Origin of the sequence: Massilia sp. LC238, from assembly GCF_000735635.1 — a bacterium.
GTDB lineage: Bacteria > Pseudomonadota > Gammaproteobacteria > Burkholderiales > Burkholderiaceae_D > Telluria > Telluria varians.
Genome location: NZ_JNNN01000073.1, coordinates 60671 through 87662, shown reverse-complemented (window position 1 = coordinate 87662; position 26992 = coordinate 60671). Strand labels below are relative to the sequence as shown.

Sequence of the window (26992 nt, the reverse complement as noted above, 5' to 3'; positions counted from 1 at the left end):
CTGCAGCACGAACTTGGCGGGACGACGTGCATGCGTCAACGCTGAGAGCATTTGTACCATTATCCTGGAGACCGTCATCCCGGCGAAGGCCGGGATCCAAGTTTGCATGATCAGCCCGCAGCCTTCTTCACCACCGCAAACCGTTCCAGCGTCCGCTTCCTTGCCACGTCATGGTCGACCACCGGCAGCGGATAATCCCTTCCCAGCACGACGCCGCGCTCGGCCAGTACCTCCGCGTCGACCAGCCAGGGCGCATGAATCTCCTTCGCGTCCAATCGTGCCAAGGCCGGCACCCACTCGCGAATGAAGTCCCCGTGCGCATCGAAGCGCTGCGACTGCGCCACCGGATTGAAGATCCGGAACCACGGCTGCGCGTCGCAGCCGGTCGACGCCGCCCACTGCCAGCCGCCGTTGTTCGAGGCCAGCTCGTAGTCGTTCAGCTTGAGCGCGAAATAGCGTTCCCCGCGCCGCCAGTCGATCCCGAGGTCCTTGGTGAGGAAGCTGGCCGTCACCATGCGCAGCCGGTTGTGCATGAAGCCGGTGCGGTTGAGCTGCGCCATCGCCGCGTCCACCAGCGGATAGCCGGTGCGTCCCTCGCACCAGGCCGCGAACATCTCCTCGGCTTCCTCGCCGCTCTCCCATGCCAACTGGTCAAAGGCCGGCTTGAACGAGCGCGTGACCACGTGCGGGTTGCGTGCCAGGATCATCGAATAGAAATCGCGCCAGATGAGTTCCGACAGCCACACCGAGGCGCCGGAACCGCCCGCGCCGTTCTCGATCATCTGGCGCGCCGTGCGCACCAGGTGGCGGATCGAGGTGGTGCCGAAGCGCAGGTGGGTGGACAGGCGCGAGGTGCCGTCCTCCGAGGGGAAATCGCGCGCCCGGCCGTAATCGGCGATGTGCGCGATGAAGCCTTCGAACAGTTCCTCGGCGCCCTCCATGCCGGCTGGCAGCGGCGGCTCGCCCGCTTCGAAGCCGATCTCGGCCAGCGAGGGCAGGGGCGGCGCCTCAAGCGGCGCGGGCGCGAAGGCCTGCGCGTAGGGATCGACCGGATACGCCGCCAGCGCCTCGGGCATGCTGGCCAGGCGCTTGAGCCAGGCGTTCTTGTAGGGAGTGAACACCGAGAACGGTCCCTTGGCCAAGGTCAGCACCTCGTCCTGTTCGAAGACGACCTGGTCCTTGAAGCTCAGAAATTTCCTACCATCGGCCGCCAGGCGGGCTTTCATCCGTGCGTCGCGATCCACCGCGTCGGGTTCATAATCGGCACATACGAACACCGCGTCGACACCCAATTCGGTGGCGAGCGCTGGGACCACTTCAAGAGGGCGGCCCTGCCGCACGATCAAATAAGCGCCGAGCCGACGCAGCTCGGCCTCGAGGCTGGCCAGGCTGGCGTGGATGAACCGCACACGGCGGTCATCGCGCGGCAGCGGGTCGAGAATGTCGCTGTCATACACGAAAACGCAGTACACACAATTAGACGAGGTCAAGGCCTGGTGAAGGGCGGCATGGTCGAATGCCCGCAAGTCACGCCGGAACCAGACCAGGGAGTTGCTCATATTCATCATCGTGTGCAGGGTCAAGGTGGCGGCCGATTTTACTGGGTAGGATTCTTCCTAACAGGACTGCGTTTGCAGCTGGGCGGGACAGATCCGGGTCGGCCTGGCGGGCTTTTCAGGGTATGCATCGAGGGTCTATCGGGCCGCTTCCATCGGCCCCGGAGCGATTCGGTGTAAACTATCGAAAAGCGTAACGTTGTTTTGTGGACACTTCGCGGTCAAACCTGAGTGGGCCCATGTGAGAGTAAGCGTATGAAAAAAAGCAAAGTTGGCAGCACTCTACCGATGCCCGGCATGCCACCGGAACAGAGTGAAACGCTCGGTAAGATCAGCCCGGCTTCTTCAGGGCTGAACCTCGCCAACCATTTCTTGATCGCAATGCCTTCGATCCAGGATCCGATCTTCGGCGGCACCGTCGTCTATATTTGCGAGCACAACGAGAAGGGCGTGCTTGGCGTGGTCATCAACAAGCCGACCGACATGACGATGGAAGTCCTGTTCGACCGCGTCGACCTGAAGCTCGCCCCGGGCTTGCGCTCCTCGGTGGTGGACCAGCCCATCATGTTCGGCGGCCCGGTGCAGGACGACCGCGGCTTCGTGCTGCATTCGCCGGGCGGACGCTTCTCGTCCTCGCTCTCCGTCACCGACGACGTCGCCTTCACCACCTCGATCGACGTGCTGGAAGCCGTGGCCAGCGGTTCCGGCCCGGCCCGCATGCTGGTCTCGATCGGCTATGCCGGCTGGAGCCCCGGACAGCTCGAGGAAGAACTCTCGCGCAACGGCTGGCTCACCGTGGGCGCCGACGCCAAGGTCCTGTTCGACCTGCCGATCGAGGAACGTTACACTGCCGCCATCAAACTGCTGGGAATCGATCCGCTGATGCTCGCGACCGAAGCCGGCCATGCTTGAAGAGCTTCGTTTGTTCGAGATGGCCCGTGGTTGATATCGTTTTCGGATTTGACTTCGGTGTCAAACGCATTGGCATTGCCATGGGCAACACCCTCACCGGGCAAGCCCAGCCCTTGACCGTCATCAAAGCGGTCGACAACGCCACCCGTTTCCAGGTCATTGGCGAGCTCATCAACGAATGGAAGCCGGCCCGCCTCGTGGTCGGCGAGCCGCGCCATCCCGACGGCGCCGAGCACGACATGACCCTGCGCAGCCGGCGCTTCGCCAACCAGCTCCACGGCCGCTTCAACCTGCCAGTCGAACTCGTCGACGAGCGCTATTCGTCCGCTGTCATTCCGCAACGGCGCGGCGAGATCATCGACGCCAAGGCGGCCGCCATCATTTTGCAACAATACTTTGACGCTCATGCCAACATCTAATCAAGACTACGATGCGGAAGCGCTGTACCGCGAGCTGCTGGGCCAGGTCCGCGCCGGCCTGGACGGCGTGCCCGATGCCGCCATCGTCGGCATCCACTCGGGCGGCGCCTGGCTGGCCGAACGCCTCGCGCGCGACCTCGACCTGACCGGCCGCTTCGGCACCATCGACGTCTCGTTCTACCGCGACGACTACGCCAAGAAGGGCCTGCACCCGGACGTGAAGCCGACCCACATCCGCTTCCCGGTCGACGGCGCGACGGTGGTGCTGGTGGACGACGTGCTGCAGACCGGCCGCACCGTGCGCGCCGCGATCAACGTGCTGTTCGACTACGGTCGTCCGGCCTGCATCCGCCTGGCGGCCCTGGCCGACCGCGGCGGGCGCGAGCTGCCGGTGGCGCCCGACTACGTCGGCACCCGCGCCGAGCTGGCGCCGCAGCAGTCGCTGTGCCTGCAACGCGACGACGCCGGCCAACTTTCGCTGACCATTGAAGAAGACAATGTCCAAGATCTTTCTTAACCCGCAACTGAACAAGAACGGGGAGCTGCAGCACCTGCTCACCATCGAAGGACTGCCCAAGTCGGTCATCAACCACATTCTCGACACCGCCTCGAGCTTCGTGGGCATTTCCGACCGCGAGGTCAAGAAGGTGCCGCTGATGCGCGGCAAGAGCGTGTTCAACCTGTTCTTCGAAAACAGCACGCGCACCCGCACCACCTTCGAGATCGCCGCCAAGCGCCTGTCGGCCGACGTCATCAACCTGAACATCCAGGCCTCGTCGGCCAGCAAGGGCGAGTCGCTGCTCGACACCATCGACAACCTGTCGGCCATGCACGCCGACATGTTCGTGGTACGCCACGCGCAGTCCGGCGCGCCCTACCTGATCGCCAAGCACCTGGTCGAGACCGGGCAGTCGCACGTGCACGTCGTGAACGCCGGCGACGGCCGCCACGCGCACCCGACCCAGGGCCTGCTCGACATGTACACGATCCGCCACTACAAGAAGGACTTCACCAACCTGCGGGTGGCGATCGTCGGCGACATCCTGCACAGCCGCGTGGCGCGCTCGGACATCCACGCGCTCACCACCCTGGGCGTGCCGGAAGTGCGCGCCATCGGCCCGCACACGCTGCTGCCGGGCGGCCTCGCCGAAATGGGCGTGCGTACCTTCACGAACATGGACGAGGGCCTGAAGGACGTCGACGTCATCATCATGCTGCGCCTGCAGAACGAACGCATGAGCGGCGCGCTGCTGCCTTCGGCGCAGGAGTACTTCAAGAGCTACGGCCTGACCCCGGAGCGCCTGGCGCTGGCCAAGCCGGATGCGATCGTGATGCACCCGGGCCCGATGAATCGCGGCGTCGAGATCGACTCGTCGGTGGCAGACGGCAGCCAGGCGGTGATCCTGCCGCAGGTGACCTTCGGCATTGCGGTACGCATGGCAGTGATGAGCATTTTGGCGGGAACCCACGGATGAACTACCACATCAAGAACGGCCGGGTGATCGACCCGGCGAACAATGTCGACCAGGTCACCGACCTGTTCATCGCCGGCGGCAAGATCGCCGCCCTCGGCAATGCCCCCGAGGGCTTCACGGCCGAGCAGACCATCGACGCCACCGGCCTGGTGGTCGCTCCCGGCCTGGTCGACCTGTCCGCGCGCCTGCGCGAGCCGGGCTACGAATACAAGGCGACGCTGGAATCCGAAATGCAGGCGGCGATGCAGGGCGGCGTGACCACCCTGGTCTGCCCGCCGGACACCGACCCGGTGCTGGACGAGCCGGGTCTCGTGGAGATGCTCAAGCACCGCGCGCGCATCCTCGACCAGGCCAACGTGCACCCGCTGGGCGCGCTGACCATGGGCCTGAAGGGCCAGGCGCTCACCGAAATGGCCGAGCTGACCGAAGCCGGCTGCATCGGCTTCTCGCAGGCCGAGGTGCCGGTGCTGGACACCACCGTGCTGCTGCGCGCCATGCAGTATGCCAAGACCTTCGGCTACACCGTGTGGCTGCGCCCGCAGGACGCCCACATCGGCCGCGGCGGCGTGGCCCACAGCGGCCCGCTGGCCTCGCGCCTGGGCCTGTCCGGCGTGCCCGTCATGTCGGAAACCATCGCCCTGCACACCATCTTCGAGCTGATGCGCGCCACCGGCGCCCGCGTGCACCTGTGCCGCATGTCCTCCGCGGCCGGTCTGGCGCTGGTGGCCGGCGCCAAGAAGGAAGGCTTGAACGTCACCTGTGACGTCGGCGTGCACCACCTGCATATGACCGACGCCGACATCGGCTTCTTCGACCCGAACGCGCGCTTCAACCCGCCGCTGCGCAGCCAGCGCGACCGCGACGCGATCCGCGCCGCCCTGCTGGACGGCACCGTGGACGCGGTCTGCTCCGACCACACCCCGGTCGACGAGGACGAGAAGCTGCTGCCCTTCGCCGAAGCCACCCCGGGCGCGACCGGCCTGGAGCTGCTGCTGGCGCTCACCCTGAAATGGACCGAGGACCAGGACGGCAAGGACGCGCTGGCCCAGGCGCTGGCCAAGGTCACCTCAAGCCCGGCGCGCATCGCCGGCCTGCCCGCCGGCACCCTGTCGGTGGGCGCGGCGGCCGACGTGGTGCTGTTCGACCCGGAGGCCCGCTGGAAGGTCGAGCGTAAGGCCCTGGCGAGCCAGGGCAAGCATACGCCTTTCCTCGGCTTCGAGCTGGCCGGGCAGGTGCGCGCGACGCTGGTGCGCGGGCGCGTGGCCTTCCAGCGTTGATGAGGTGAGCCCGCTCGCATCGTGAAGATCCGGCTTGCCCTGCGCCTGGCGCGCGTCGTGGTCCACCTGGTGGCGGGCCTGGCGACCTGCGCCCTGGTGTTCCCGCTGGTCTCGCTCGCCACGCGCGAGCGCCTCACGCGGCGCTGGTCGCGCAAGCTGCTCGGCCTGTGCCGCGTGAGCGTCGAACAGGCGCCGGGAGCGCCCGTGCTCGAGCACGCGCTGATCGTGGCCAACCACGTCTCGTGGCTCGACATCTTCGTCATCAACGCGCTGCATCCCTGCCGTTTCGTGGCCAAGGCCGAGATCCGCTCCTGGCCCGTGCTCGGCTGGCTGGCCGCCGCCGCCGGCACGGTCTTCATCGCGCGCGGCAACCGGCGCGAGCTGCGCCACATCTTCAAGGGCCTGGTCACCGTCTTGCAGGAGGGCCAGCGGGTCGCCTTCTTCCCCGAAGGGACGACGTCCAGGCAGGGCGAAGTGCTGCCTTTCCACGCCAACCTGTTCGAGGCCGCCATCGATGCGAAAGTGGCGGTGCAGCCCTATGCGCTGTCCTATGTGGACGCGAGCGGCGCCTATCACCATTCGGTCGACTACACCGGCGACACCACCTTCGTGGACAGCCTGTTCACGATCCTGGAAGGCAAGCCGGTGATCGCGCGGCTGCAGCCGCTGGCGCCGATCGATGCAACAGGGGCGCACCGCCGCGAGCTGGCCGAGGCCGCGCAGGAGGCGGTCGGCGCAGCACTGCTCTGTGATATGTAAAACGTATCACAGAGCAATAAATCATATATTGGACAACTCACAGCCGAGGCGGCACGCTGGTGCCTTATCTATAGGCTGTTCGAGGAGACCACCATGCCGACTTACCGTTCCCGCACCACCACCCAGGGCCGCAACATGGCCGGCGCCCGTGCCCTGTGGCGCGCCACCGGCATGAAGGACGGCGACTTCGAGAAACCGATCATCGCGGTGGTCAACTCCTTCACCCAGTTCGTGCCCGGCCACGTGCACCTGAAGGACCTGGGCCAGCTGGTGGCGCGCGAGATCGAAGCCAGCGGCGGCGTGGCCAAGGAATTCAATACCATCGCGGTCGACGACGGCATCGCCATGGGCCATGGCGGCATGCTGTATTCGCTGCCCTCGCGCGACCTGATCGCCGACTCGGTCGAGTACATGGTCAACGCCCACTGCGCCGACGCCATGGTCTGCATCTCGAACTGCGACAAGATCACCCCGGGCATGCTGATGGCCGCGATGCGCCTGAACATCCCGGTGGTGTTCGTCTCCGGCGGCCCGATGGAAGCGGGCAAGGTGGTCAAGGTGGTCAACAATGACCGCAAGGTGATCAAGCTGGACCTGGTCGACGCCATGATCAAGGCTGGCGACAGCACGGTGTCCGATGCCGACGTTGCCGAGATCGAACGCTCGGCCTGCCCGACCTGCGGCTCCTGCTCGGGCATGTTCACCGCAAACTCGATGAACTGCCTGACCGAGGCCCTGGGCCTGTCGCTGCCGGGCAACGGCACCATCGTCGCCACCCATGCCGACCGCAAGGAACTGTTCCTGCGCGCCGGCCGCCTGATCGTGGAAGTCGCCAAGCGCCACTACGAACAGGACGACTACTCGGTGCTGCCGCGCTCGATCGCCACCAAGGCCGCCTGGGAAAACGCGATGGCGCTGGACGTCTCGATGGGCGGCTCCACCAACACCGTGCTGCACCTGCTGGCGGCAGCGCACGAGGCGGGGGTGGACTTCACCATGGCCGACATCGACCGCATCTCGCGCAAGGTGCCCTGCCTGTGCAAGGTGGCGCCGATGACCGACAAGTACCACATCGAGGACGTGCACCGCGCCGGCGGCATCATCTCCATCCTGGGCGAACTGGCGCGCGCCGGCCTGCTCGACACCTCGCTGCCGACCGTGCACAGTCCGACCATGGGTGAGGCGATCGAGAAGTACGACATCAAGCGCAGCGACGACCCTGCCGTGCACCGGATGTTCCGCGCGGCGCCGGGCGGCGTGCCGACCCAGGTCGCGTTCTCGCAGGCCGAGCGCTACGAGGAAAATGACCTCGATCGCAGCACGGGCTGCATCCGCGACCGCGAACACGCCTATTCGCAGGACGGCGGCCTGGCGGTCCTGTACGGCAACATCGCCGAGAAGGGCTGCATCGTGAAGACGGCGGGCGTGGACGAGAGCATCCTCAAGTTCAGCGGCAAGGCGCGCGTGTTCGAAAGCCAGGACGCGGCGGTGGAAGGCATCCTCGGCGACACGGTGCACGCCGGCGAAGTGGTCATCATCCGCTACGAAGGCCCGAAGGGCGGGCCGGGCATGCAGGAGATGCTGTATCCGACCTCGTACATCAAGTCCAAGGGCCTCGGCAAGGCCTGCGCGCTGTTTACGGACGGGCGCTTCTCGGGCGGCTCCTCGGGCCTGGTGATCGGCCATGCCTCGCCGGAAGCGGCCGAAGGCGGCGCGATCGGGCTGGTGGAGGAGGGCGACATCATCGACATCGACATCCCGGCGCGCACCATCAACCTGCGCGTGAGCTTCGAAGAGCTGGCGCACCGGCGCGGGAAGATGGAAGAGCGCGGCCGCGATGCGTGGAAGCCGGTGGCGCGCGAGCGCTACGTGTCGCAGGCGCTGCAGGCGTATGCGGCGCTTACGACCTCGGCGGACCGCGGCGCGGTGCGCGACCTGAGCCAGCTGCACCGCTAACGCTCGAATTGCCGCGTTACCGTAGGGGTGATCTGGTCCAGTGGACCAGATCACGGTCTCCCGCCCACGCGGTGATAGGTAGCAGCAAGATCATCCGGCACGAAAGCGGAGCCGGTAGCGATCACCGCGTGGGCGGCAAAGCCGCCCACCCTACGTAAGTCATTTCTTGCCGCTGTGCTCCCGATACTCGGGACAATCCACCTGCAGCAGCGAGCGGTCGTCCAGGCACACCGCCGTCAGCTTCCCGCCCCACACGCAGCCGCTGTCGAGTCCCACCAGGTTGGGCCGCAGCACCAGCCCCAGCGCCGACCAGTGCCCGAACACCACGGTCACGTCGGCCGTGGCCCGCTGCGGCAGGTCGAACCAGGGCAGCAGGCCGGAGCCTTCCGGCCCGCTCTCGCTTTCCTTGTGCAGGAAATCCATGCTCCCGTCCAGCGCGCACAGGCGCATGCGCGTGAGCGCGTTGACGATGCAGCGCAGGCGCGCCATCCCGGTCAGGCTGTCGTCCCACCGGTTCGGCTCGTTCCCGTACATCTGGCCCAGGAAATCGATCCAGCCGTCGCCGCGCAGCACGGCTTCGACCTCGTGCGCCAGCGCCATCGTCTGCGCCGCGCTCCATTGCGGCGCGACGCCGGCGTGCACCAGCAGGTGCGCGTCGAGGAGCATCGCCAGCGGGCGCTGGCGCAGCCACCCGATGAGTTCATCGCGGTCGGGTGCGGCCAGGATCTCGTCGAGCGTGTCGGAGCGGCTGCTGCGCTGCGCGCCGACCGCCACCGCGATCAGGTGCAGGTCATGGTTGCCGAGCAGCGCTTCGATGCGGCCGGGGTTCTCTTCGGACAGCGCCTTCATGCGGCGCAGTGCGGTCAATGAATCGGGACCGCGGTTGATCAGGTCGCCCACGAACAGGATGCGCGGTTGCGTTTGTCCATGCTGGTGCGCGTCGTCGACGATGCGGTCGATCAGGAGTTGGGCTTCGTGGGCACAGCCCTGCAGGTCGCCGATGGCGTAGGTTCTCATGTTGTTCTTATCGAAGTGGTGGAGCAGAGGCGGAACAGGACCGCTGTGGGGATACTAAATGATTTCGCCAGTGGCCGCATCGGCACGGCGAAACGCAGGCGAATAAGGAGCACGTGCGCGCAATCGAACTGGCGCGAATTTGATGCAATCGAACGACGCCGTGCACAATCGCATTCGGCTCCGGAGCGCCTCATCTATTCCGGTACAATGGGCCACCATTCCCACGATAAGAGTGCGGTGTTTTTTTTCCGCAGGGTCGACGCGGAAACGACTTACAGTGTGCACCGAAAGAATAATAAAATGTTCTCCTTTTTCGTCGGTTTCGTATCCTGTGCACTGCTCACCCTGCTGGTGATTAAGTATGCGAAGCGCAATGGCTTTGCGCTCGATACCGATTATGGCGGCGTGCAGAAGTTCCACGCGCATCTGGTTGCGCGCATCGGCGGAGTGCCGATCTTTCTCGCCGTCTTATTCACCGCCGCGATGTCGACGATGCGCGAACCGGCGCTCGGCGCATGGATCGCGCCGCTGCTCGGATGCGCTTTCATTGCCATGGCCGGCGGTATCGTCGAAGACTATACGGGCCGCGTTTCACCGGCGCGCCGGCTGCTGCTCACGATGCTTGCCGCGCTGTTCGCCTATTACCTGCTCGATGCAAAACTGGTGCGCCTCGACCTGCCCTGGGGCGCGCTGCCGCTGCAATGGGATCTGGTGGTGCTGCCGCTGACGGTGCTCGCGGTGGCGGGCATCGCGAATGCCGTGAATATCATCGACGGCTTCAATGGCCTGGCCAGCATGGTCAGCATTTGCATGCTGCTGTCGCTGGCCTATGTGGCGCTGCAGGTGGGGGACATGGTGGTGCTGGTGACCGCGCTGATCGTGGCCGGCGCCACTGCGGGCTTCCTGATCTGGAATTACCCGGTGGGCCTGATTTTCCTCGGCGACGGCGGCGCCTACTTCATCGGTTTCATGCTCGGCGAGCTGGCGTTGCTGCTGGTGATGCGCAATCCCGGCGTGTCCACCTGGTACGCCGCGCTGCTGCTGATTTATCCCGCATTCGAAACGATATTCTCCGCTTACCGCCGCATGTTCGTGCGCGGTAAATCACCGGCACTGCCGGACGGAATTCATCTGCATAGTTTGATATTCCGGCGTATCGTGCAATGGACGGTGGGACCGCGCGAGGCGCGCGCACTGATGAAACGGAACGCGCGCACCTCGCCTTATTTATGGCTGTTTTCCCTGATGGCCGTCATTCCGGCAACCGTGTTCTGGAAAAACACCAGTGTGCTCATCTTCTTCAGTTTGTTGTTTATAATCAGTTACCTCTGGTTATATGCGCGTATTGTTCGATTTAAGTCGCCACGCTGGCTTTTCTTACAAAAGAAAAAGCGCAATTAACTTATTAATGCTAGTATATTGCGACAATTGGTGAGTATCTCGCCATGCCGTATAAGCTTTAATTTCAACCTTTCATTCAAGAGGGAACGACGATGGATCTGTCCAATATGTCCGTAGGCGATTTGCGCAACCTGCAGGAACAAATCAAGCAGGAGATGAAGAAGCGCGAAGTCCAGGAAGTGCAAAAGGCGCGCGAACAGATTCTGGCGATCGCGCAGAGTGTTGGCGTGCCCCTCAAGGACCTGCTGGCGACCGGTGGCCGCGGCAACGCGACCAAGGGCAATTCGGTGGCCGTGCGTTATCGTCATCCGGACAATGCATCGCAGCAGTGGACCGGCCGCGGCCGCCAGCCGAAATGGGTCAAGGAATGGGTCGAAGGCGGCAAGTCGCTCGACAAGCTGCGCGTCTAAGCTTATTCAGGCCGGACTTCCCGGCCCTGGCAGGACCAGCGCGAGCGGTCCGTCCGTTTCCCACCGGACGCCGCTTGCCGCTACAATAGCTGCATTTGTCATTCCTTCAAGGAAGCGCGTCAGTGCTCCCTCGATGACTATCCAATAATTAGGCGCCGACGCCTGCCGCGTCCTCCGGCTGCTTTCGTATGCCCGCGCCCCAGCTTTCCAAGGACATCATGGTTGCTCTCTCGAAAACGATCTTCAAGGCCTATGACATTCGCGGCGTCATCGACAAGACGCTGGACGAAGGCATTGCACGCCACATCGGCCGCGCATTCGGCGCCGCCGCCCTGGCGAAGGGAGAGCGCAAGGTCGTGATCGGCCGCGACGGCCGCCTGTCGGGTCCCGGCCTGGCCGCCGCCCTGGGCGAAGGCCTGCGCGACGCCGGCGTGGACGTGATCGACCTCGGCATGGTCGCCACCCCGATGGTCTACTTCGCCACCAACGTGCTCGACACCCGTTCGGGCATCATGGTCACCGGCAGCCACAACCCGCCGGACTACAACGGCTTCAAGATGGTCATGGCGGGCGAGGCGATCTACGGCGACGCCATCCTGGCTTTGCACGACAGCATCGCAGCCAGCATTGGCAACGACAGCGGCAAGGTCGCCGAACAGCGCGGCGCCTACGGCACCCACGATATCCGCGCCGCCTACCTCGAGCGCATCATTGGCGACGTCAAGATCGCGCGCCCGATCAAGATCGCGGTCGACTGCGGCAACGGCGTGGCCGGCGCCTTTGCCGGCGACCTGTATCGCGGCATGGGTTGCGACGTGGTCGAACTGTTCTGCGAAGTGGACGGCCACTTCCCGAACCACCACCCGGACCCGGCGCACCCGGAAAACCTGCAGGATTTGATCCGCGCGCTGCAGGACACCGACGCCGAGATCGGCCTGGCCTTCGATGGCGACGGCGACCGCCTCGGCATCGTCACCAAGGATGGCCAGATCATCTTCCCGGACCGCCAGATGATGCTGTTCGCCAGCGACGTCCTGTCGCGCAATCCGGGCGCCGAGATCCTGTACGACGTCAAGTGCACCCGTCACCTCGCTCCCTGGATCGAGAAAGCCGGCGGCCGCCCGCTGATGTGGAAGACCGGCCACTCGCTGGTCAAGGCCAAGCTGAAGGAAACCGGCGCGCCGCTGGGCGGTGAGATGAGCGGCCACATCTTCTTCAAGGACCGCTGGTACGGCTTCGACGACGGCCTCTACGCCGGCGCGCGCATGCTCGAGATCCTCACCAAGGAAGCCGATCCCTCGAAGCTGCTCAACAGCCTGCCGATCGCCAGCAGCACCCCGGAGCTGCACCTGCACCTGAAGGAAGGCGAGAACTTCGCCCTGATCGACAGCCTGCGCGCCAATGCGACATTCCCGAGCTCTACAAGCATCAACGGCATCGACGGCCTGCGCGTGGAATACCCGGACGGCTTCGGCCTGGCGCGTTCCTCGAACACCACCCCGGTGGTGGTCCTGCGCTTCGAAGGCGAGAACCCGGAAGCCCTGGCGCGCATCCAGGCCGAGTTCAAGACCGTGATCCTGGCGGCCAAGCCGGACGCCGAACTGCCGTTCTAAGGACCTGCGCTTGAAGATCCTGCTGGTGCGCGTGTCGTCGCTGGGCGACGTGCTGCATAACCTGCCGATGGTGGCCGACATCCTGCGCCACCATCCGGGCGCCACCATCGACTGGGTGGTGGAAGAGGGCTATACCAGCCTGGTGCGCCTGAATCCGCACGTCCGCAAAATCATCCCCTGGGCGCTGCGCCGCTGGCGCAAGGGCCTCGGCAAGGCGGAAACCCGGGCCGAGATCAAGGCCTTCTTCTCTACCTTGCGCGAGGAGGAGTACGACTATGTGTTCGATACCCAGGGCCTGCTCAAGACCGGCGTCATCATGGGCGCGGCGCGCGTGCGCAAGGGCGGCAGGAAGGTCGGCCTGGCCAACGGCAGCGAAGGCTCCGGCTACGAGGGCATCTCGCGCATCTTCCACACCGACAGCATCCCGCTGAATCCACGTACCCACGCGGTGGCGCGCGGACGCATGGTCGCCGGCGCCGCGCTCGGCTACACGGTCGACCATGCGCCGGATTTCGGCCTGCCTGCGCCGCAGGCAGCGTCGCGTCCCGGCTTCCTGCCGCCTGAAGACTATGCCGTGTTCTTCCACGGCACCGCGCGCGACGCCAAGCGCTGGTCGCGCGAGAACTGGATCGAACTCGGCCGCGCCCTGGCGCCGATGCCGGTGCTGCTGCCCTGGGGCTCGCCCCAGGAACAGCAGGAGGCTGAGGCCATGGCCGCCGGCCTGCCGAACGCGCGCGTGCTGCCGAAGCTGTCGATGATGGACGCGGTGGCCCTGGCCCAGCATGCGCGCCTCGCGGTGGGCGTGGACACCGGCCTGACCCATATCGCCGCCGCCTTTGTCCGCCCGACGGTCGAGATCTACTGCGATTCGCCGAAGTGGAAGACCGAGGGCAACTGGTCGGACAGGATCGTCAACCTCGGCGACCAGGGCGCGCCGCCGTCCGCGCCTGAAGTCATCGCCGCCGCGCGCCGCCTGCTGGAGGCCGTGTGAAGCGGTGGCTGTATTCGCTGGCCTGGTGGCTGGCGCTGCCGCTCGTGTTCGGGCGCCTGTGGTGGCGCGGGCGCAAGGAGCCCGGCTATCGCGCCCACTGGGCCGAGCGCCTCGGTTTTCCGGCTGCGCCCCCATCGACGCGCACGACCTTGTGGGTGCACGCCGTCTCGGTCGGCGAAACCCGCGCCAGCGAACCGCTGGTCGAGGCCTTGCTCGCCGCCTATCCCGATTCCCGCATCCTGCTGACCCACATGACGCCGACCGGCCGCGCCACCGGCAAGTCCCTGTTCGGCCACCACGGCGAGCGCCTGGTGCAGTCCTACCTGCCTTACGACACCGGCTTCATGGTGGGGCGCTTCCTGCGCCGCTTCCAGCCGCACGTGTGCATCCTGATGGAGACCGAGGTATGGCCGAACCTGGTCGACAGCTGCGCCTCGGCCGGGGTGCCGGTGGCGCTGGTCAATGCGCGCCTGTCGGAACGCTCGCTGAGGCGCGGGCAGAAGATGGGCACCCTGATGCTTGACGCGGCGCGGGCCATCACGCTGGTGGCGGCGCAGACCGAGGCTGACGCCGGGCGCATCCGTTCGCTCGGCGCGCCGCAGGTAGCGGTGACCGGCAGCATCAAGTTCGACGTGGTGCCGCCCCAGGCCGCGCTGGAGAAGGGCGCCTGGCTGCGCGCGCAGTTCGGCCAGCGTCCCGTGTTCCTGTGTGCCAGCACGCGCGAAGGCGAGGAAGCCCTGATCCTGGACGCCTGGCAGCGTGCGGCGGACAAGCCGGCGAATGCGCTGCTGGCGATCGTGCCGCGCCATCCGCAGCGCTTCGACGAAGTCGAGAAACTGGCCGCGGCGCGCGGCTTGACGGTACAGCGGCGCTCGCGCCTGGAGGCGGGCATCGGCAACGCCGACGTCCTGCTGGGCGACTCGATGGGCGAGATGTTCGCCTACTACGCCGCCTGCGACTGCGCTTTCATCGGCGGCAGCCTGATGCCGCTGGGCGGGCAGAACCTGATCGAAGCCTGCGCCCTGGGCAAGCCGGTGCTGGTGGGCGAGCACACCTTCAACTTCGCCCAGGCGACCGAGGAAGCGGTGGCGGACGGCGCCGCCCTGCGCGTGCGTGACGCCGACGCCTTGATCGCAGCCGCGCTGCGCCTGCTGGAAGACGAGGCCGCCCGGCTTGGCATGGGCGCGCATGCGCTCGCGTTCGCGGGCCGCCACCGCGGTGCCACCCTGCGCACTGTTGAACTCCTGCGACGACTTATCCGGTAGGTTTTGCTACCATTCCGGTTCGAGCTCGGATAATAACCAGGGGATGCGCTATGTTGTCGTTTAATCACCCGAGGCCGCTTAGTGACCCAATGGGCAGCAATCAACCTGTCGCCATGCCGGTACAACAGCAGGCCGACGACAAGCTGCTGCACATGCCTGTGGGTGACGGCCCGGTGGATATCCCGGCGCCATCCGCTGCGCCTCCCGTTCCCTTATCCGAACTGCATTTCTTCGTGCGCTACACGCTGGGCGAATACATCAGCTTCATGTGGCAGCACGGCGGTTTCCTGATCCGCCGCCGGCGCATCCGCTGGCCAGCCAGCCTCTACCTTCGCCTGAAAAGCACCTTCGGCGCCGCCCTCCATTTCGTCATGCTCGGCCGCGGCCGGCGCACCTATGAATTCACCATCGACCAGCACGGCATCGTGCGCACCAGCGGGGGCGTGACCCTGATCGGGTGGGAAGACGTGATCGGCGTGCGCACCTATTCGCGGGGGTTCATGATGGTGCTCAAGCGCGGGACGCTGCCGATTCCGTATCGGGCGCTGTCGGAGGCGCAGGAGGCCGCGATGCGGGAGCTGGCGACCGCACGCCGCGATTCGCTTTTGTAGGGTGGGCAGGGCACTTCATGCCAGTGGCATGAAGTGCGCCCACGCGTTCAACCAGCAGCGAGATCATCCCGCACGACATCGCAGCCGCCGCCTATCACCGCGTGGGCGGGAAACCCGCCCACCCTACGGTCTACGACAAATCCAGCGCCGCGAATCAATCCGCGAATAGCACCGGCATCTCGAGCGACCGCTTCTTGAGCGCCAGCCGCGCCCCGTCGTAATCCGGATACACCGCGCCCACCGTCGCCCAGAAACGCGGGCTGTGGTTCATCTCGCGCAGGTGCGCCAGTTCGTGCACCACCACGTAGTCCACCAGCGACGCGGGATAGTGGACCAGCCGCCAGTTCAGGCGGATACTCCCCTCGATCGTGCACGAACCCCAGCGCGTGCCCGCCGAGGACAGCGCAAAGGCCTTGTAGGCCACGTTCAGCTGCGGCGCGAAGAAATCCAGGCGCTCCTTGAACAGCCGTTTCGCCTCGGCCTGGAACCACAGCTTGACGCGTTCCTTCAGCTGCCATTCCGACAGGCCCGGCACCACGCCGATCCACAGCTCGCGCTTGGCCGCGTCGTACTGGCAGTGGCTGCGCGCCGCTTCTTCCAGGCGCAGCGTGATCTCGCCGCCCAGGTAGGGCAGGCGGGCGCCGTCCTTCCATTCGACCGGTGCCCGTTCCTGGCGCAGTGCACGGCGCTCCCCGCGCTCCAGCAGCTTGGTGAGGATCCAGCGCTGCTTGGCGCGGATCGCGTTGTCGATGTCGATTTGCGTGCAGCGGCGCGGGGCGGTCACGCGCAGGCCGTCGTCGTCGATCATGAAGCCGATCGAGCGGCGCGTCGAGCGGCGCAGGGCGTAATCGACCGTATGGGACCCGAGGACGATGCGCTTGAGCGGCGGCTCGCCATCGGCGACGGGCGGACTCGGGATGAGGTGGCGCGGCGCCGGGGGCGGCGCCTTGAAGAGAGGCTGCGAGGGCGGGGCCGGTTTATCCGAAGGCTTGAGCGCCGCGAAGAATTCCTGTGCAAACAGTTCCAGCTGGTGCCCGTCGATCCTGGAAGAGGTCATAAGTTGCTGCGGTTTCGAATTCCTGATCTGGGCGCTGACGTCGCTCAGCCACCTTTGTAGACGTGGGGCGAGATAACGCGCATTTCGGATTCTATCCAATTTTCGACCTCTTGCATCATGCTGTCGGGGGTGTGGTTTTCCGGCGAAATCGGCTTGCCGATCGAGACCGTGATCAGGCCGGGGCGCTTGAGGAAGGAATTCTTCGGCCAGCACTCACCTGAATTATGCGCGATCGGGACGACCACGGTTTGGGTTTCGACAGCCAGGCGCGTACCGCCGCTCTTGTACTTGCCTTTCTGGCCTACCGGGATGCGCGTCCCTTCCGGGAACATGATGATCCACTGGCCGTCCGCGAGCCGGCGGCGGCCATGCCGGACCACCTGGGCGAAGGCGTTCTTGCCCTGCGAGCGGTCGATCGGGATCATGCGCAGCAGCGCCATGCCCCAGCCGAAGAAGGGGATGTAGAGGATCTCCTTCTTGAAGACGTAGACCAGCGGCCGCGTGAGGTTCGGCAGCAGGAAGATGGTTTCCCACGCCGACTGGTGCTTGGACAGGATGATGGCCGGGCCGTCCGGCAGGTTCTCGTAGCCCTTGAACTCGTAGCGGATGCCGCAGATGACCTTCGCACACCAGATGATGAAGACATTCCAGCGCGAGGTCACCCAGAAGCGCTTGTTGTAGGGCAGCGGCGCCGCCAGGAAGCATACACAGGCCCACACCACGGTGGCCACGATCATGACGATCTTGAAGAGCAGGGAACGCAGGAACAGACTGAGGGTATGCAAAGGGGCTCCGGACAATGGACTGGTTCTGGATGTTATAGCTTACTTATTTACTCAGGCCGCTGTGCCGCGGTCTTGAGGAAGGCATTCACCATCGACGCGAGGTCGGGGAATACCTGGGTGCCGGGCGGCAGGCCGCCGGTCTGCTGCGTCTTTTCGCCCTTGCCGGTCAGGACCAGGTAGGGCACGCAGCCCATGATGAAGCCGGCCTGCAGGTCGCGCAGCGAGTCGCCCACGGTGGGCACGCCCTTCAGGCTCAGCTTGTAGCGCTTGCTGATCTCCTCGAACATGCCGGCCTTGGGCTTGCGGCAGTCGCAGTTGTCGGCCGCCGCATGTGGGCAGAAGAAGATGGCGTCGATGTCGGCGCCGACCAGCTGGGCGCTGGCGTGCAGTTTCTGGTGGATCGCGTTCAGGGTCGTGATGTCGAACAGTTCGCGCGCGATGCCCGACTGGTTCGAGGCGATCACGACCCGGTAACCCGCCTGGTTCAGGCGGGCGATCGCTTCCAGCGAGCCGGGAATGGGAATCCACTCCGCCGGCGACTTGATGAAGTCCGGCGAGTCGTGGTTGATGACCCCATCCCGGTCGAGGATGATGAGTTTCATGATAATGCCTTATGCCGCGAGCTTCGAAATGTCGGCCACGCGGTTCATCATGCCGTGCAGCTGCGACAGCAGCGCCAGGCGGTTGTTGCGCAGCTTGACGTCTTCCGCCATCACCATGACGTCGTTGAAGAAGGCGTCGACTTCATCCTTCATCAGCGCCAGCGTCTTGAGGGCGCCGGTGAAGTCGCTCTTCTCGAACGCGCTGCTGACTTCGCCCTCGAGCGCGGTCATCTTGGCCGCCAGCGCGCTTTCCGCCGGTTCGACCAGCAGCTCCTGCGCCACCGAAGCGTCCTGCGGCAGGGCGTCCTCGTTCTTCTTCAGGATGTTGGTGATGCGCTTGTTGGCGGCGGCCAGCGAGCTCGATTCCGGCAGGGCGGCGAAGGCCTGTACCGCTTCCAGGCGCTGGACCACGTCGTCGACGCGGTCCGGGTTCTGGGCCAGCACGGCCTCGACCTCGTTCGGCGAGAAGCCGCGCTCGCGCAGCATGCCGCGCAAGCGGTCCAGCATGAACACGGTGACCTCGGCACGCGGATCCTTGAACGCGGCCTGGCCTTCGAACACGCCGGCCGCTGCAGCCAGCAGCTCGGAGATCGACAGCGGCAGGCGCTTCTCGACCAGCATGCGCATCACGCCCAGGGCATGGCGGCGCAGCGCGAACGGATCCTTCTCGCCGGTCGGCTGCAGGCCGATGGCCCAGATGCCGACCAGGGTTTCCAGCTTGTCGGCCAGCGCGGCCACCAGGCCGGTATTGGTCGAGGGGAGCGCATCGCCGGCGAAGCGCGGCTGGTAGTGCTCGGAGGCGGCCAGGGCGACTTCCTCGTGCTCGCCGTCGTGGCGCGCGTAATAGGTGCCCATGATGCCCTGCAGTTCCGGGAACTCGCCCACCATGTCGGTCAGCAGGTCGGCCTTGGCCAGGCGTGCGCCGCGTTCGGCCAGCGGCACGTCGTAACCCAGGCGGCGCGCGATGCTGCTTGCCAGGATGGTGACGCGTTCGCTGCGCTCGAGCTGGGTGCCGAGCTTGTTGTGATAGACCACGTTTTCCAGCAGCGGCAGGCGCGATTCCAGGGTCTTCTTCTTGTCCTGCTCGAAGAAGAACTTGGCGTCCGACAGGCGCGGGCGCACCACGCGCTCGTTGCCGCCGATGATGGCCGATGGGTCATCGGTTGCCAGGTTCGAGACGATCAGGAAGCGCGAGCGCAGCTTGCCCGAGGCATCGGTCAAGGCGAAATACTTCTGATTGGTCTGCATCGTCAGGATCAGGCATTCCTGCGGCACCGACAGGAACTCCTCCTCGAAGCGGCATTCGTAGACCACCGGCCACTCGACCAGCGCGGCCACTTCGTCGAGCAGCGATTCCGGCATCAGGACCTGGTCGGCGCCAGCCTTGTCGAGCAGCTGCTTGCGGATGCTTTCCTTGCGCGCTTCGGCGCTCGACAGCACCTTGCCTTCGCTTTCCAGCACGTGTGCGTACTGGTCGGCGTGCGGGATGGCGATTTGACCGCCGTGCGACAGGAAGCGGTGGCCCATGGTGTGGCGGCCAGCCTCCAGGCCCAGCAGCGTCAGCGGCAGCACCTGTTCGCCATGCAGGGCGAGCAGCAGGTGCACCGGACGCACGAAGTGCACCGTGTCGCCGCTCGGGCGCTGGTAGCTCATGACCTTCGGGATCGGCAGCTTGGCGACGGTATCCTGCAGGACGTCCTGCAGGGCGCCGGCGAGCTGGCTGCCGCTGGCGGTGTAGGTGTAGAAGAAGGATTCGGCCTTGCCGTCCTGGGCGCGTTCGAGGTCGCTGATCTTCAGGTCGGGGAAGCCCAGCGCGGCCAGCTTCTTGCCAAGGGGCGCGCTCGGGTTGCCGTCCTTGTCCAGGGCGACCGAGACCGGCAGCACCTTTTCGCGGATCGATTTGTCGGGCGAGGTGCCGCGCACATTGGTGATCGTGACCGCCAGGCGGCGCGGGGTGGCGTGCGACGTGACGACGCTATCAAGCTCAAGAAAGTCGCGCGCCTTCAGGCCATTGGCGATGCCGTTCGCAAAGGCGGCGCCCAGCTTGACGAGCGCTTTCGGCGGCAGTTCTTCGGTCTGGATTTCGACGAGGAGAGTCTGGTTCATGGTTTGTTCTGTTCTTCTTTAAGCAGCAGCCTTGTCGGCACCGGGCAGCATCGGGAAGCCGAGCTTCTCGCGCGAGTCGTAGTAGGCCTGGGCCACCAGGCGCGACAGGGTGCGCACGCGGCCGATGTAGGCGGCGCGTTCGGTCACGGAGATCGCGCCGCGCGCGTCCAGCATGTTGAAGCTGTGCGAGGCCTTCATGATCTGTTCGTAGGCCGGCAGCGTCAGCTGCAGTTCGACCAGGCGCTTGGCTTCGGCTTCGTGGTTGCTGAACGCCTGGAACAGCAGCTCGGTGTTCGCATGCTCGAAGTTGTAGGTCGACTGCTCGACTTCGTTCTGGTGGAAGACGTCGCCGTAGGACAGGGTCTTCTTGACCCCGTTCTCTTCCCACTCGGTCCACACCAGGTCGTACACGTTCTCGACGCCCTGCAGGTACATGGCCAGGCGCTCGATGCCGTAGGTGATCTCGCCCAGCACCGGCTTGCAATCGAGGCCGCCGACCTGCTGGAAGTAGGTGAACTGGGTGACTTCCATGCCGTTCAGCCAGACTTCCCAGCCCAGGCCCCAGGCGCCCAGGGTCGGGCTTTCCCAGTCGTCTTCCACGAAGCGCACGTCGTTCTTCTTCAGGTCCAGGCCCAGAGCCTCGAGCGAGCCGAGGTAGAGGTCGAGGATGTTTTCCGGCGCGGGCTTGAGCACCACCTGGTACTGGTAATAGTGCTGCAGGCGGTTCGGGTTCTCGCCATAGCGGCCATCCTTCGGGCGGCGCGACGGCTGCACGTAGGCGGCGCGCCACGGCTCCGGGCCGATCGCGCGCAGGAAGGTGCCGGTGTGGAAGGTGCCTGCGCCGACTTCCATGTCATAGGGCTGCAGCAGTGCGCAACCCTGCTTGTCCCAGTAGGTCTGCAGGGTGAGGATGATTTGTTGGAATGTGAGCATCGGATGTGAGCAATATGTGGGGCGCTGCGGCATTGCCTGCCGCGGTCACGGTAAATTTGCCAAATGACCAATTCTACTAAGTTTTACCGGTAGGCTGGGGAGCGATTCAACTCAGCAGTACGAATTGGTGGGGTTTTTGTAGGGTGGACGGGAGACCCGTCCACCCTACGAATCCCGATTGCGGTAGCGGCCGGCGATCCATGCGCCGAGCAGCATCAGCCCGCCGAGCGCCAGGAAAGCCAGGTTGCCGGCGCGGACGTACGGGGTCAGGCCTTCGGTGCCGCGCACCGTGGCCGCCAGCACGCCGCGCTCGTAGAAGGACAGGCGCTGCACGACATTGCCGCGGCCGTCGATGACGGCGGTGGCGCCGTTGTTGGTCGAGCGCAGCATCGGGCGGCCGGTCTCGATGGCGCGCATCTGCGAGATCTGCAGGTGCTGCGGGATCGCCACCGATTCGCCATACCAGGCCAGGTTCGACACGTTCAGCAGCAGCGTTGCCGGCTTGGCGGCATTGCGCAGCTGGGCCGCGATCTCTTCGCCAAAAGCGTCCTCGTAGCAGATGTTGGGCAGCACCAGCTGGTCCTTGACCGGGAAGGGCGCCTGCAGCGGCTCGCCGCGGGTCTGGTCGCCCAGCGGGATGCTCATCAGGTCGGTGAACCAGCGGAAGCCCGGCGGGATGAATTCGCCGAAGGGCACCAGGTGGAACTTGTTGTAGAGGTAACCCTGCGTGCCCGCCGCAGCGCGTGGATCGAGCGCGATCACGCTGTTGGCATAGCGTCCCTCGCGGCTCAGGGTCGGAATGCCGATCATCAGGTGGCTGCGGGTCTGCTGGGCAAAGCCCTGCAACGCATCCAGGTAGCCCGCGGGTAGCTGCTGCGGCGTGACGGGGATCGCGGTCTCCGGCGTGGCGATCAGGTCGGCCGGGGCCGCCGTGATCATCGCCTGGTAGCGCTCGATGATCTCGAACAGGTAGGCCGCGTCGAATTTCTGGTCCTGCCGCACGTCGCCCTGCAGCAGGCGCACCGTCACCGGCTGTCCGACCTCCTGGGTCCAGGCGACGTGCTTGAGGCCGAAGCCGGCCGCCATCACGGCCGCCAGCAGGCCGACGGCCGGCCAGCGCGCGCGCTGGGTCAGCATCACCAGGCAGCCGGCGCACAGGGCGGCCAGCACGCCGAGGCCGTAGACACCGACGAGCGGCGCGTAGCCGGCGAGCGGCGAGACGTTGTGGGCATAGCCCGAGGCCGCCCACGGGAAGCCGGTGAAGATCCAGCCGCGCATCCATTCCGATACGCCCCACACGGCGGGCAGCACCAGCAGCACGAAGGCGCTCACCGGCAGCGACCACTTGCGGCGCAGCCAGCTGGCGGCGCCGCCGGCGAAGGCGCCGAACAGGCCCATGTACAGGCCGAGCAGGGCGATCGCGATCGCCCCCAGGATGGCGGGCAGGCCGCCGAAGCGGGTGACGGCGATGTACAGCCAGTGCATGCCGGCCACCGACCAGCCGAAGCCGAAGGCCCAGCCCAGCCACACGCCGCGCCGCGGCGACGTGCCCATGCCGACCTGGTAGAAGAAGTAGGCGAGGGCGAGGAACTGCAGCGGCCACCAGCCGAAAGGCTGGAAGGACAGCAGCGAGGTAGCGCCGGCCAGCGCCATCAGCACCAGGGCCTTGGGGGAAGGCCTGGTGCCGCGCAGGCTGGGGTCGGGAGCGGTTGTGGGCTGGGTACGGCGGCGCAGCATCAGTCGCGGTCGTCTTCGGCGTAAGGCAGCTTCTCGACCAGCAGCACGTGGATCTGGCGCGCGTCGGCGCGCAGCACTTCGAAGCGCAGGTTCTGGAGGTCGAACACTTCGCCCTTGTGCGGCATGCGCCCGAGGTGGCTGGCGACCAGGCCGCCGATGGTGTCGGCATCGATCTCGGGCAGGTCGGCGCCGACTTCTTCGTTGAACTGCTCGATCTCGGTCAGGGCCTTGACGCGCCAGCGGGGGCCGAGCTGGCCTTCCTTGATCGACAGGATGTTGTCTTCGTCCTCGTCGAAGTCGTACTCGTCCTCGATGTCGCCGACGATCTGCTCGAGCACGTCCTCGATGGTGATCAGGCCGGCCACGCCGCTGTACTCGTCGACGACGATGGCCATGTGGTTGTGGTTGGCGCGGAAGTCGCGCAGCAGCACGTTCAGGCGCTTCGATTCCGGGATGAAGATCGCCGGGCGCAGCATCTTGCGCACGTCGAAGGATTCCTCGGCGTAGTAGCGCAGCAGGTCCTTGGCCAGCAGGATGCCGACCACCTTGTCGCGCTCGCCCTCGATGGCGGGGAAACGCGAGTGCTGGGTCTCGAGCACGATCGGCAGCCACTGCTCGATCGGATCGGTAATGTCGATCACGTCCATTTGCGAACGCGGCACCATGATGTCGCGCACGGACAGGTCGGAGACCTGGAACACGCCCTCGATCATCGAGAGTGCGTCGGCGTCGATCAGCTTGCGTTCGTGGGCTTCGTGCAGGACTTCGAGCAGTTCTGCGCGGTTTTCAGGCTCGGGGGAGATGAGTGCGGTCAGCCGTTCGAACAGCGACCGGTGGGGTTTGACGTCCGATCGGACGTCACTGGGATACTCGGGCATAGTTTGGCGTGAAGCCGTTGTTGCGATGGGTATAGGATACACCAAAAGCGGCGATGGCCCACAATGCGCGCGGTTAGCACATATTGCTGCAGGTAAAGACGTAGGGTGGGCGGCTCTGCCGCCCACGCGGTGATAGTTGGCAGCAAGATCATCCCGCCCGAGAACGGAGCCCGCAACATTCACCGCGTGGGCAGGGAACCTGCCCACCCTACAGTTCAATCCGAATACGGATCCGGATAGCCGAGCACTTCCATGATGTCGCGCTCGAACTGCTCCATCTCCTCGGCTTCCTCGTCGTGCTCGTGGTCGTAGCCCTGGGCGTGCAGTACGCCGTGCACCACCAGGTGGGCCGCGTGTTCCTCGACCGTCTTCTTCTGCTCCTCGGCCTCGCGCAGCAGGACGTCGGTGCACAGGATGATGTCGGCCTGGGTCGGGTCGTCCTCGCCCAGTTCCTCGCCTTCGTTGTAGGCGAAGGTCAGCACATTGGTCGCGTAGTCCTTGCCGCGGTACTGGCGGTTCAGGGCCAGGCCTTCCTCGGCATCGACGAAGCGGATCGACAGCTCGGCCGGGCCGAGCAGGGCGGCTTCCACCCAGCGCTGCAGCATCGTTTCCGTTATTTCCTGTTCCAGGCGGGTGTCGGGATACTGGACTTCGAGGTCGAGCTTATGTTTTTTTTCTTGCATTTTTCACAGGGGTCGGTTTGGGGAGGGCGGCCAGTTCCTCGATCGAGGAGTTTTTCTCGTAGGCGTCGATGATGCGCGCCACCACCGGGTGGCGCACCACGTCTTCGCTGGCGAAATGGGTGAAGGCAATGCCGCGCACGTTCTTCAGCACGTGGATGGCGTCGACCAGGCCGGAGCGCTGCGACTTGTGCAGGTCGACCTGGGTGACGTCGCCGGTGATCACGGCCTTGCTGCCGAAGCCGATGCGGGTCAGGAACATCTTCATCTGCTCGACTGTCGTGTTCTGGGCTTCGTCCAGGATCACGAAGGCGTGGTTCAGCGTGCGCCCGCGCATGTAGGCCAGCGGGGCGATCTCGATCACCTGTTTCTCGAACAGTTTCTGGGTGCGGTCGAAGCCGAGCAGGTCGTACAGCGCGTCGTACAGCGGGCGCAGGTAGGGGTCGACTTTCTGGCTCAGGTCGCCCGGCAGGAAGCCGAGGCGCTCGCCCGCTTCTACCGCGGGGCGGGTCAGGATGATGCGCTTGACCGCGTCGCGTTCCAGCGCGTCCACCGCGCAGGCCACCGCCAGATAGGTCTTGCCGGTGCCGGCCGGGCCGACGCCGAAGCTGATGTCGTGCTCGAGCACGGAGCGCAGGTACTGGATCTGGTGCGGCGTGCGGCCGCGCAGGTCGCTGCGGCGGGTTTTCAGGGTCGGGCTGACCAGTTCGGACAGTTCTTCGGCGCCGGCTGCCGCGCCGTCGTCCTCGTCTTGCTTGCTTGCGGCTTCCGGCGCTTCGGCTTCGCCCGGTGCACGCGGCTTCAGGCCGGAACGCTGTTCCACCAAAGCCAGCTGCACTTCCTCGATCGGCACGACCTTGTTGGCGACCGCGTAGAAGCGCTCCAGCAGTTCGACCGCGCGCTCGGCATTGCTGCCGCTGACGATGAATTTCTCGCCGCGCCGGAAGATGGTGACGTCAAGCGCGGCCGAGATCTGGCGCAGGTTTTCGTCCAGTGGACCGCACAGGTGGGCAAGCCGCGTGTTGTCGAGCGGCTCGGGGATGAAGTACGAAGGCTGGGTAGGTGTGTTTTTCAACTGGCTTTGGCAATCGTGTCTAGGTTGGCGACGAGTTCGCCGCTGAGGAAATAGTCATGGCTGGTTACGATGCGCACGTCGACCAGTTGTCCAACCAGGCCGACGCCATCGTCTGCGCTGAAGTTGACCACGCGGTTGTTTTCGGTACGGCCTTGCAGCTGTTCCGGGTGTTTCTTGGAGGGGCCTTCGACCAGCACGCGCTGGACGCTGCCGACCATTGCTGCACTATACCTACGTGTATTCGCGTCGATCAAGCCTTGGAGGCGCTGCAGGCGCGCGAGTTTTACTTCATGTGGGGTGTCATCCTCGAGGTTGGCGGCCGGGGTGCCCGGGCGCTTGCTGAAGATGAAGCTGAAGCTGTTGTCGAAACCGACGTCCTCGACCAGTTTCATCATGGCCTCGAAATCGGCGTCGGTCTCGCCGGGGAAGCCGACGATGAAGTCGGACGAGAAGGCCATTTCCGGGCGCACCGCGCGGATGCGGCGGATGATCGACTTGTATTCGAGGGCGGTATAGCCGCGCTTCATGGCGCCGAGCACGCGGTCGGAACCGTGCTGCACCGGCAGGTAGATATGGTTCACCAGCTGCGGGATCTTCGCGTAGGCGTCGATCAGGCGCTGGGTGAACTCCTTCGGGTGGCTGGTGACGTAGCGCAGGCGCTCGACGCCGGGAATATCGGCGATGTATTCCAGCAGCAGCGCAAAGTCCGCGGCTTCGCCGCTCTCCATGCTGCCGCGGTAGGCATTCACGTTCTGGCCCAGCAGCATGATTTCCTTCACGCCCTGGGCGGCCAGGCCGGCGCACTCGGTCAGCACGTCCTCGAACGGGCGCGAGACTTCCTCGCCGCGGGTGTAGGGCACCACGCAGTAGCTGCAGTACTTGCTGCAGCCTTCCATGATCGAGACGTAAGCGACCGGACCTTCTACCTTGGCGGGCGGCAAGTGGTCGAATTTCTCGATTTCCGGGAAGCTGATGTCGACCTGGGCGCTGCCGCTATGGCGGCGCTCGCGGATCAGCTGCGGCAGGCGGTGCAGGGTCTGCGGCCCGAATACCACGTCCACGTGCGGCGCACGCTTGACGATGGCTTCCCCTTCCTGCGACGCCACGCAGCCGCCCACGCCGATCACCAGGTCCGGCTTGTCGCGCTTGAGCGCCTTGAAGCGGCCCAAGTCGGAAAACACTTTCTCTTGCGCTTTTTCGCGCACCGAGCAGGTGTTCAGCAGGATGACGTCGGCATCTTCGGGCGAGTCGGTACGGACCAGTCCATCGGATGCGCCGAGGACGTCCGCCATCTTGTCCGAATCGTATTCGTTCATCTGGCAGCCGAAGGTCTTGATGAATACTTTTTTCTGCATGGAATGCTGTATTAAAAGGGGGAGCGAATGCTTTGGCAAAAACAGGTGCTCAGTTTAGCGTAAATCGTTTGACCCCCCTGAATGGCGATGTGCGCCTGCATTTTTAATGCCACGGGGAACGA

Annotated in this window: 25 protein-coding genes; 13 read left to right on the top strand and 12 right to left on the bottom strand. The window is 65.4% G+C overall.

Annotated features, from left to right (window positions below; all coding sequences use genetic code 11):
- Positions 1-110: 110 nt before the first annotated feature.
- Positions 111-1565: a deoxyribodipyrimidine photo-lyase gene (locus FG94_RS19955; protein ID WP_036215391.1), complete on the bottom strand. Its 1455-nt coding sequence runs from the start codon at positions 1563-1565 to the stop codon at positions 111-113.
- A 246-nt stretch (positions 1566-1811) separates the two neighbouring features.
- Here FG94_RS19955 and FG94_RS19950 point away from each other — a divergent pair, with 246 nt between their 5' ends.
- The 7 genes from FG94_RS19950 (at position 1812) to ilvD (ending at position 8354) form a co-directional block, all read left to right on the top strand.
- The gene (locus FG94_RS19950; RefSeq protein WP_036215282.1) at positions 1812-2468 is read left to right on the top strand and encodes a YqgE/AlgH family protein; all 657 of its coding nucleotides are present in this window, start codon (positions 1812-1814) and stop codon (positions 2466-2468) included.
- Positions 2469-2548: 80 nt separating this feature from the next.
- Complete coding sequence (ruvX, locus tag FG94_RS19945) at positions 2549-2887, top strand: Holliday junction resolvase RuvX (protein WP_051306548.1); 339 nt, start codon at positions 2549-2551, stop codon at positions 2885-2887.
- Positions 2874-3404 (top strand): bifunctional pyr operon transcriptional regulator/uracil phosphoribosyltransferase PyrR, encoded by a 531-nt coding sequence (gene pyrR, locus FG94_RS19940; protein ID WP_027866653.1) that lies wholly within the window; start codon positions 2874-2876, stop codon positions 3402-3404. The genes ruvX and pyrR overlap by 14 nt, the downstream gene beginning before the upstream one ends.
- Positions 3385-4362 (top strand): aspartate carbamoyltransferase catalytic subunit, encoded by a 978-nt coding sequence (locus FG94_RS19935; protein ID WP_036215280.1) that lies wholly within the window; start codon positions 3385-3387, stop codon positions 4360-4362. Before pyrR ends, FG94_RS19935 begins: the two co-directional genes overlap by 20 nt.
- Entirely contained in the window at positions 4359-5639 is a 1281-nt protein-coding gene (locus tag FG94_RS19930) for a dihydroorotase (protein WP_036215278.1), read from the top strand. The genes FG94_RS19935 and FG94_RS19930 overlap by 4 nt, the downstream gene beginning before the upstream one ends.
- A gap of 21 nt (positions 5640-5660) precedes the next feature.
- Entirely contained in the window at positions 5661-6398 is a 738-nt protein-coding gene (locus FG94_RS19925) for a 1-acyl-sn-glycerol-3-phosphate acyltransferase (protein ID WP_036215276.1), read from the top strand.
- Between the two features lie 93 nt (positions 6399-6491).
- Complete coding sequence (gene ilvD / locus FG94_RS19920) at positions 6492-8354, top strand: dihydroxy-acid dehydratase (protein WP_036215274.1); 1863 nt, start codon at positions 6492-6494, stop codon at positions 8352-8354.
- Positions 8355-8513: 159 nt separating this feature from the next.
- On the opposite strand, the gene FG94_RS19915 is transcribed toward ilvD, so the two are convergent.
- The gene (locus FG94_RS19915) at positions 8514-9371 is read right to left on the bottom strand and encodes a symmetrical bis(5'-nucleosyl)-tetraphosphatase (RefSeq protein ID WP_036215273.1); all 858 of its coding nucleotides are present in this window, start codon (positions 9369-9371) and stop codon (positions 8514-8516) included.
- A 300-nt stretch (positions 9372-9671) separates the two neighbouring features.
- Here FG94_RS19915 and FG94_RS19910 point away from each other — a divergent pair, with 300 nt between their 5' ends.
- The 6 genes from FG94_RS19910 to FG94_RS19885 all read left to right on the top strand — a co-directional run bounded on the left by FG94_RS19910 (position 9672) and on the right by FG94_RS19885 (position 15662).
- A complete protein-coding gene (locus tag FG94_RS19910) occupies positions 9672-10772 on the top strand; it encodes a glycosyltransferase family 4 protein (protein ID WP_036215272.1) in 1101 nt (366 codons plus the stop codon).
- A gap of 92 nt (positions 10773-10864) precedes the next feature.
- Complete coding sequence (locus FG94_RS19905; RefSeq protein WP_027866660.1) at positions 10865-11182, top strand: H-NS family nucleoid-associated regulatory protein; 318 nt, start codon at positions 10865-10867, stop codon at positions 11180-11182.
- 218 nt (positions 11183-11400) lie between these two features.
- On the top strand, positions 11401-12795 hold the full coding sequence (locus FG94_RS19900; protein WP_036215389.1) for a phosphomannomutase/phosphoglucomutase: 1395 nt from the start codon (positions 11401-11403) through the stop codon (positions 12793-12795).
- 10 nt (positions 12796-12805) lie between these two features.
- Positions 12806-13786 (top strand): lipopolysaccharide heptosyltransferase I, encoded by a 981-nt coding sequence (gene waaC / locus FG94_RS19895; protein WP_036215270.1) that lies wholly within the window; start codon positions 12806-12808, stop codon positions 13784-13786.
- Complete coding sequence (gene waaA, locus FG94_RS19890; protein WP_036215268.1) at positions 13783-15051, top strand: lipid IV(A) 3-deoxy-D-manno-octulosonic acid transferase; 1269 nt, start codon at positions 13783-13785, stop codon at positions 15049-15051. Before waaC ends, waaA begins: the two co-directional genes overlap by 4 nt.
- Before the next feature lie 89 nt (positions 15052-15140).
- Positions 15141-15662, top strand: a complete 522-nt coding sequence (locus FG94_RS19885; RefSeq protein ID WP_229446004.1) for a YcxB family protein — start codon at positions 15141-15143, stop codon at positions 15660-15662.
- Between the two features lie 154 nt (positions 15663-15816).
- Here FG94_RS19885 and FG94_RS19880 read toward each other — a convergent pair whose 3' ends face one another.
- The 10 genes from FG94_RS19880 to miaB form a co-directional block, all read right to left on the bottom strand.
- A complete protein-coding gene (locus tag FG94_RS19880; protein ID WP_036215263.1) occupies positions 15817-16719 on the bottom strand; it encodes a M48 family metallopeptidase in 903 nt (300 codons plus the stop codon).
- Between the two features lie 44 nt (positions 16720-16763).
- Positions 16764-17504, bottom strand: coding sequence for a 1-acyl-sn-glycerol-3-phosphate acyltransferase (locus FG94_RS19875; RefSeq protein WP_152571060.1), 741 nt, complete (start codon positions 17502-17504; stop codon positions 16764-16766).
- A gap of 47 nt (positions 17505-17551) precedes the next feature.
- Positions 17552-18106: a D-glycero-beta-D-manno-heptose 1,7-bisphosphate 7-phosphatase gene (gene gmhB, locus FG94_RS19870; RefSeq protein WP_036215260.1), complete on the bottom strand. Its 555-nt coding sequence runs from the start codon at positions 18104-18106 to the stop codon at positions 17552-17554.
- Between the two features lie 9 nt (positions 18107-18115).
- Positions 18116-20212 carry a glycine--tRNA ligase subunit beta gene (glyS, locus tag FG94_RS19865; RefSeq protein WP_036215257.1) on the bottom strand — a complete coding sequence of 699 codons (2097 nt, stop codon included), beginning with the start codon at positions 20210-20212 and terminating at the stop codon, positions 18116-18118.
- 18 nt (positions 20213-20230) lie between these two features.
- The gene (gene glyQ, locus FG94_RS19860) at positions 20231-21145 is read right to left on the bottom strand and encodes a glycine--tRNA ligase subunit alpha (RefSeq protein WP_027866669.1); all 915 of its coding nucleotides are present in this window, start codon (positions 21143-21145) and stop codon (positions 20231-20233) included.
- 165 nt (positions 21146-21310) lie between these two features.
- Positions 21311-22882: an apolipoprotein N-acyltransferase gene (gene lnt, locus FG94_RS19855; RefSeq protein ID WP_036215254.1), complete on the bottom strand. Its 1572-nt coding sequence runs from the start codon at positions 22880-22882 to the stop codon at positions 21311-21313.
- Positions 22882-23760 (bottom strand): HlyC/CorC family transporter, encoded by an 879-nt coding sequence (locus FG94_RS19850; RefSeq protein ID WP_036215251.1) that lies wholly within the window; start codon positions 23758-23760, stop codon positions 22882-22884. Before FG94_RS19850 ends, lnt begins: the two co-directional genes overlap by 1 nt.
- A 215-nt stretch (positions 23761-23975) precedes the next feature.
- The gene (gene ybeY / locus FG94_RS19845; RefSeq protein WP_036215248.1) at positions 23976-24443 is read right to left on the bottom strand and encodes an rRNA maturation RNase YbeY; all 468 of its coding nucleotides are present in this window, start codon (positions 24441-24443) and stop codon (positions 23976-23978) included.
- Positions 24424-25515, bottom strand: a complete 1092-nt coding sequence (locus FG94_RS19840) for a PhoH family protein (protein WP_036215245.1) — start codon at positions 25513-25515, stop codon at positions 24424-24426. Before FG94_RS19840 ends, ybeY begins: the two co-directional genes overlap by 20 nt.
- Complete coding sequence (miaB, locus tag FG94_RS19835; protein ID WP_036215242.1) at positions 25512-26870, bottom strand: tRNA (N6-isopentenyl adenosine(37)-C2)-methylthiotransferase MiaB; 1359 nt, start codon at positions 26868-26870, stop codon at positions 25512-25514. Before miaB ends, FG94_RS19840 begins: the two co-directional genes overlap by 4 nt.
- Between the last annotated feature and the right edge of the window lie 122 nt (positions 26871-26992).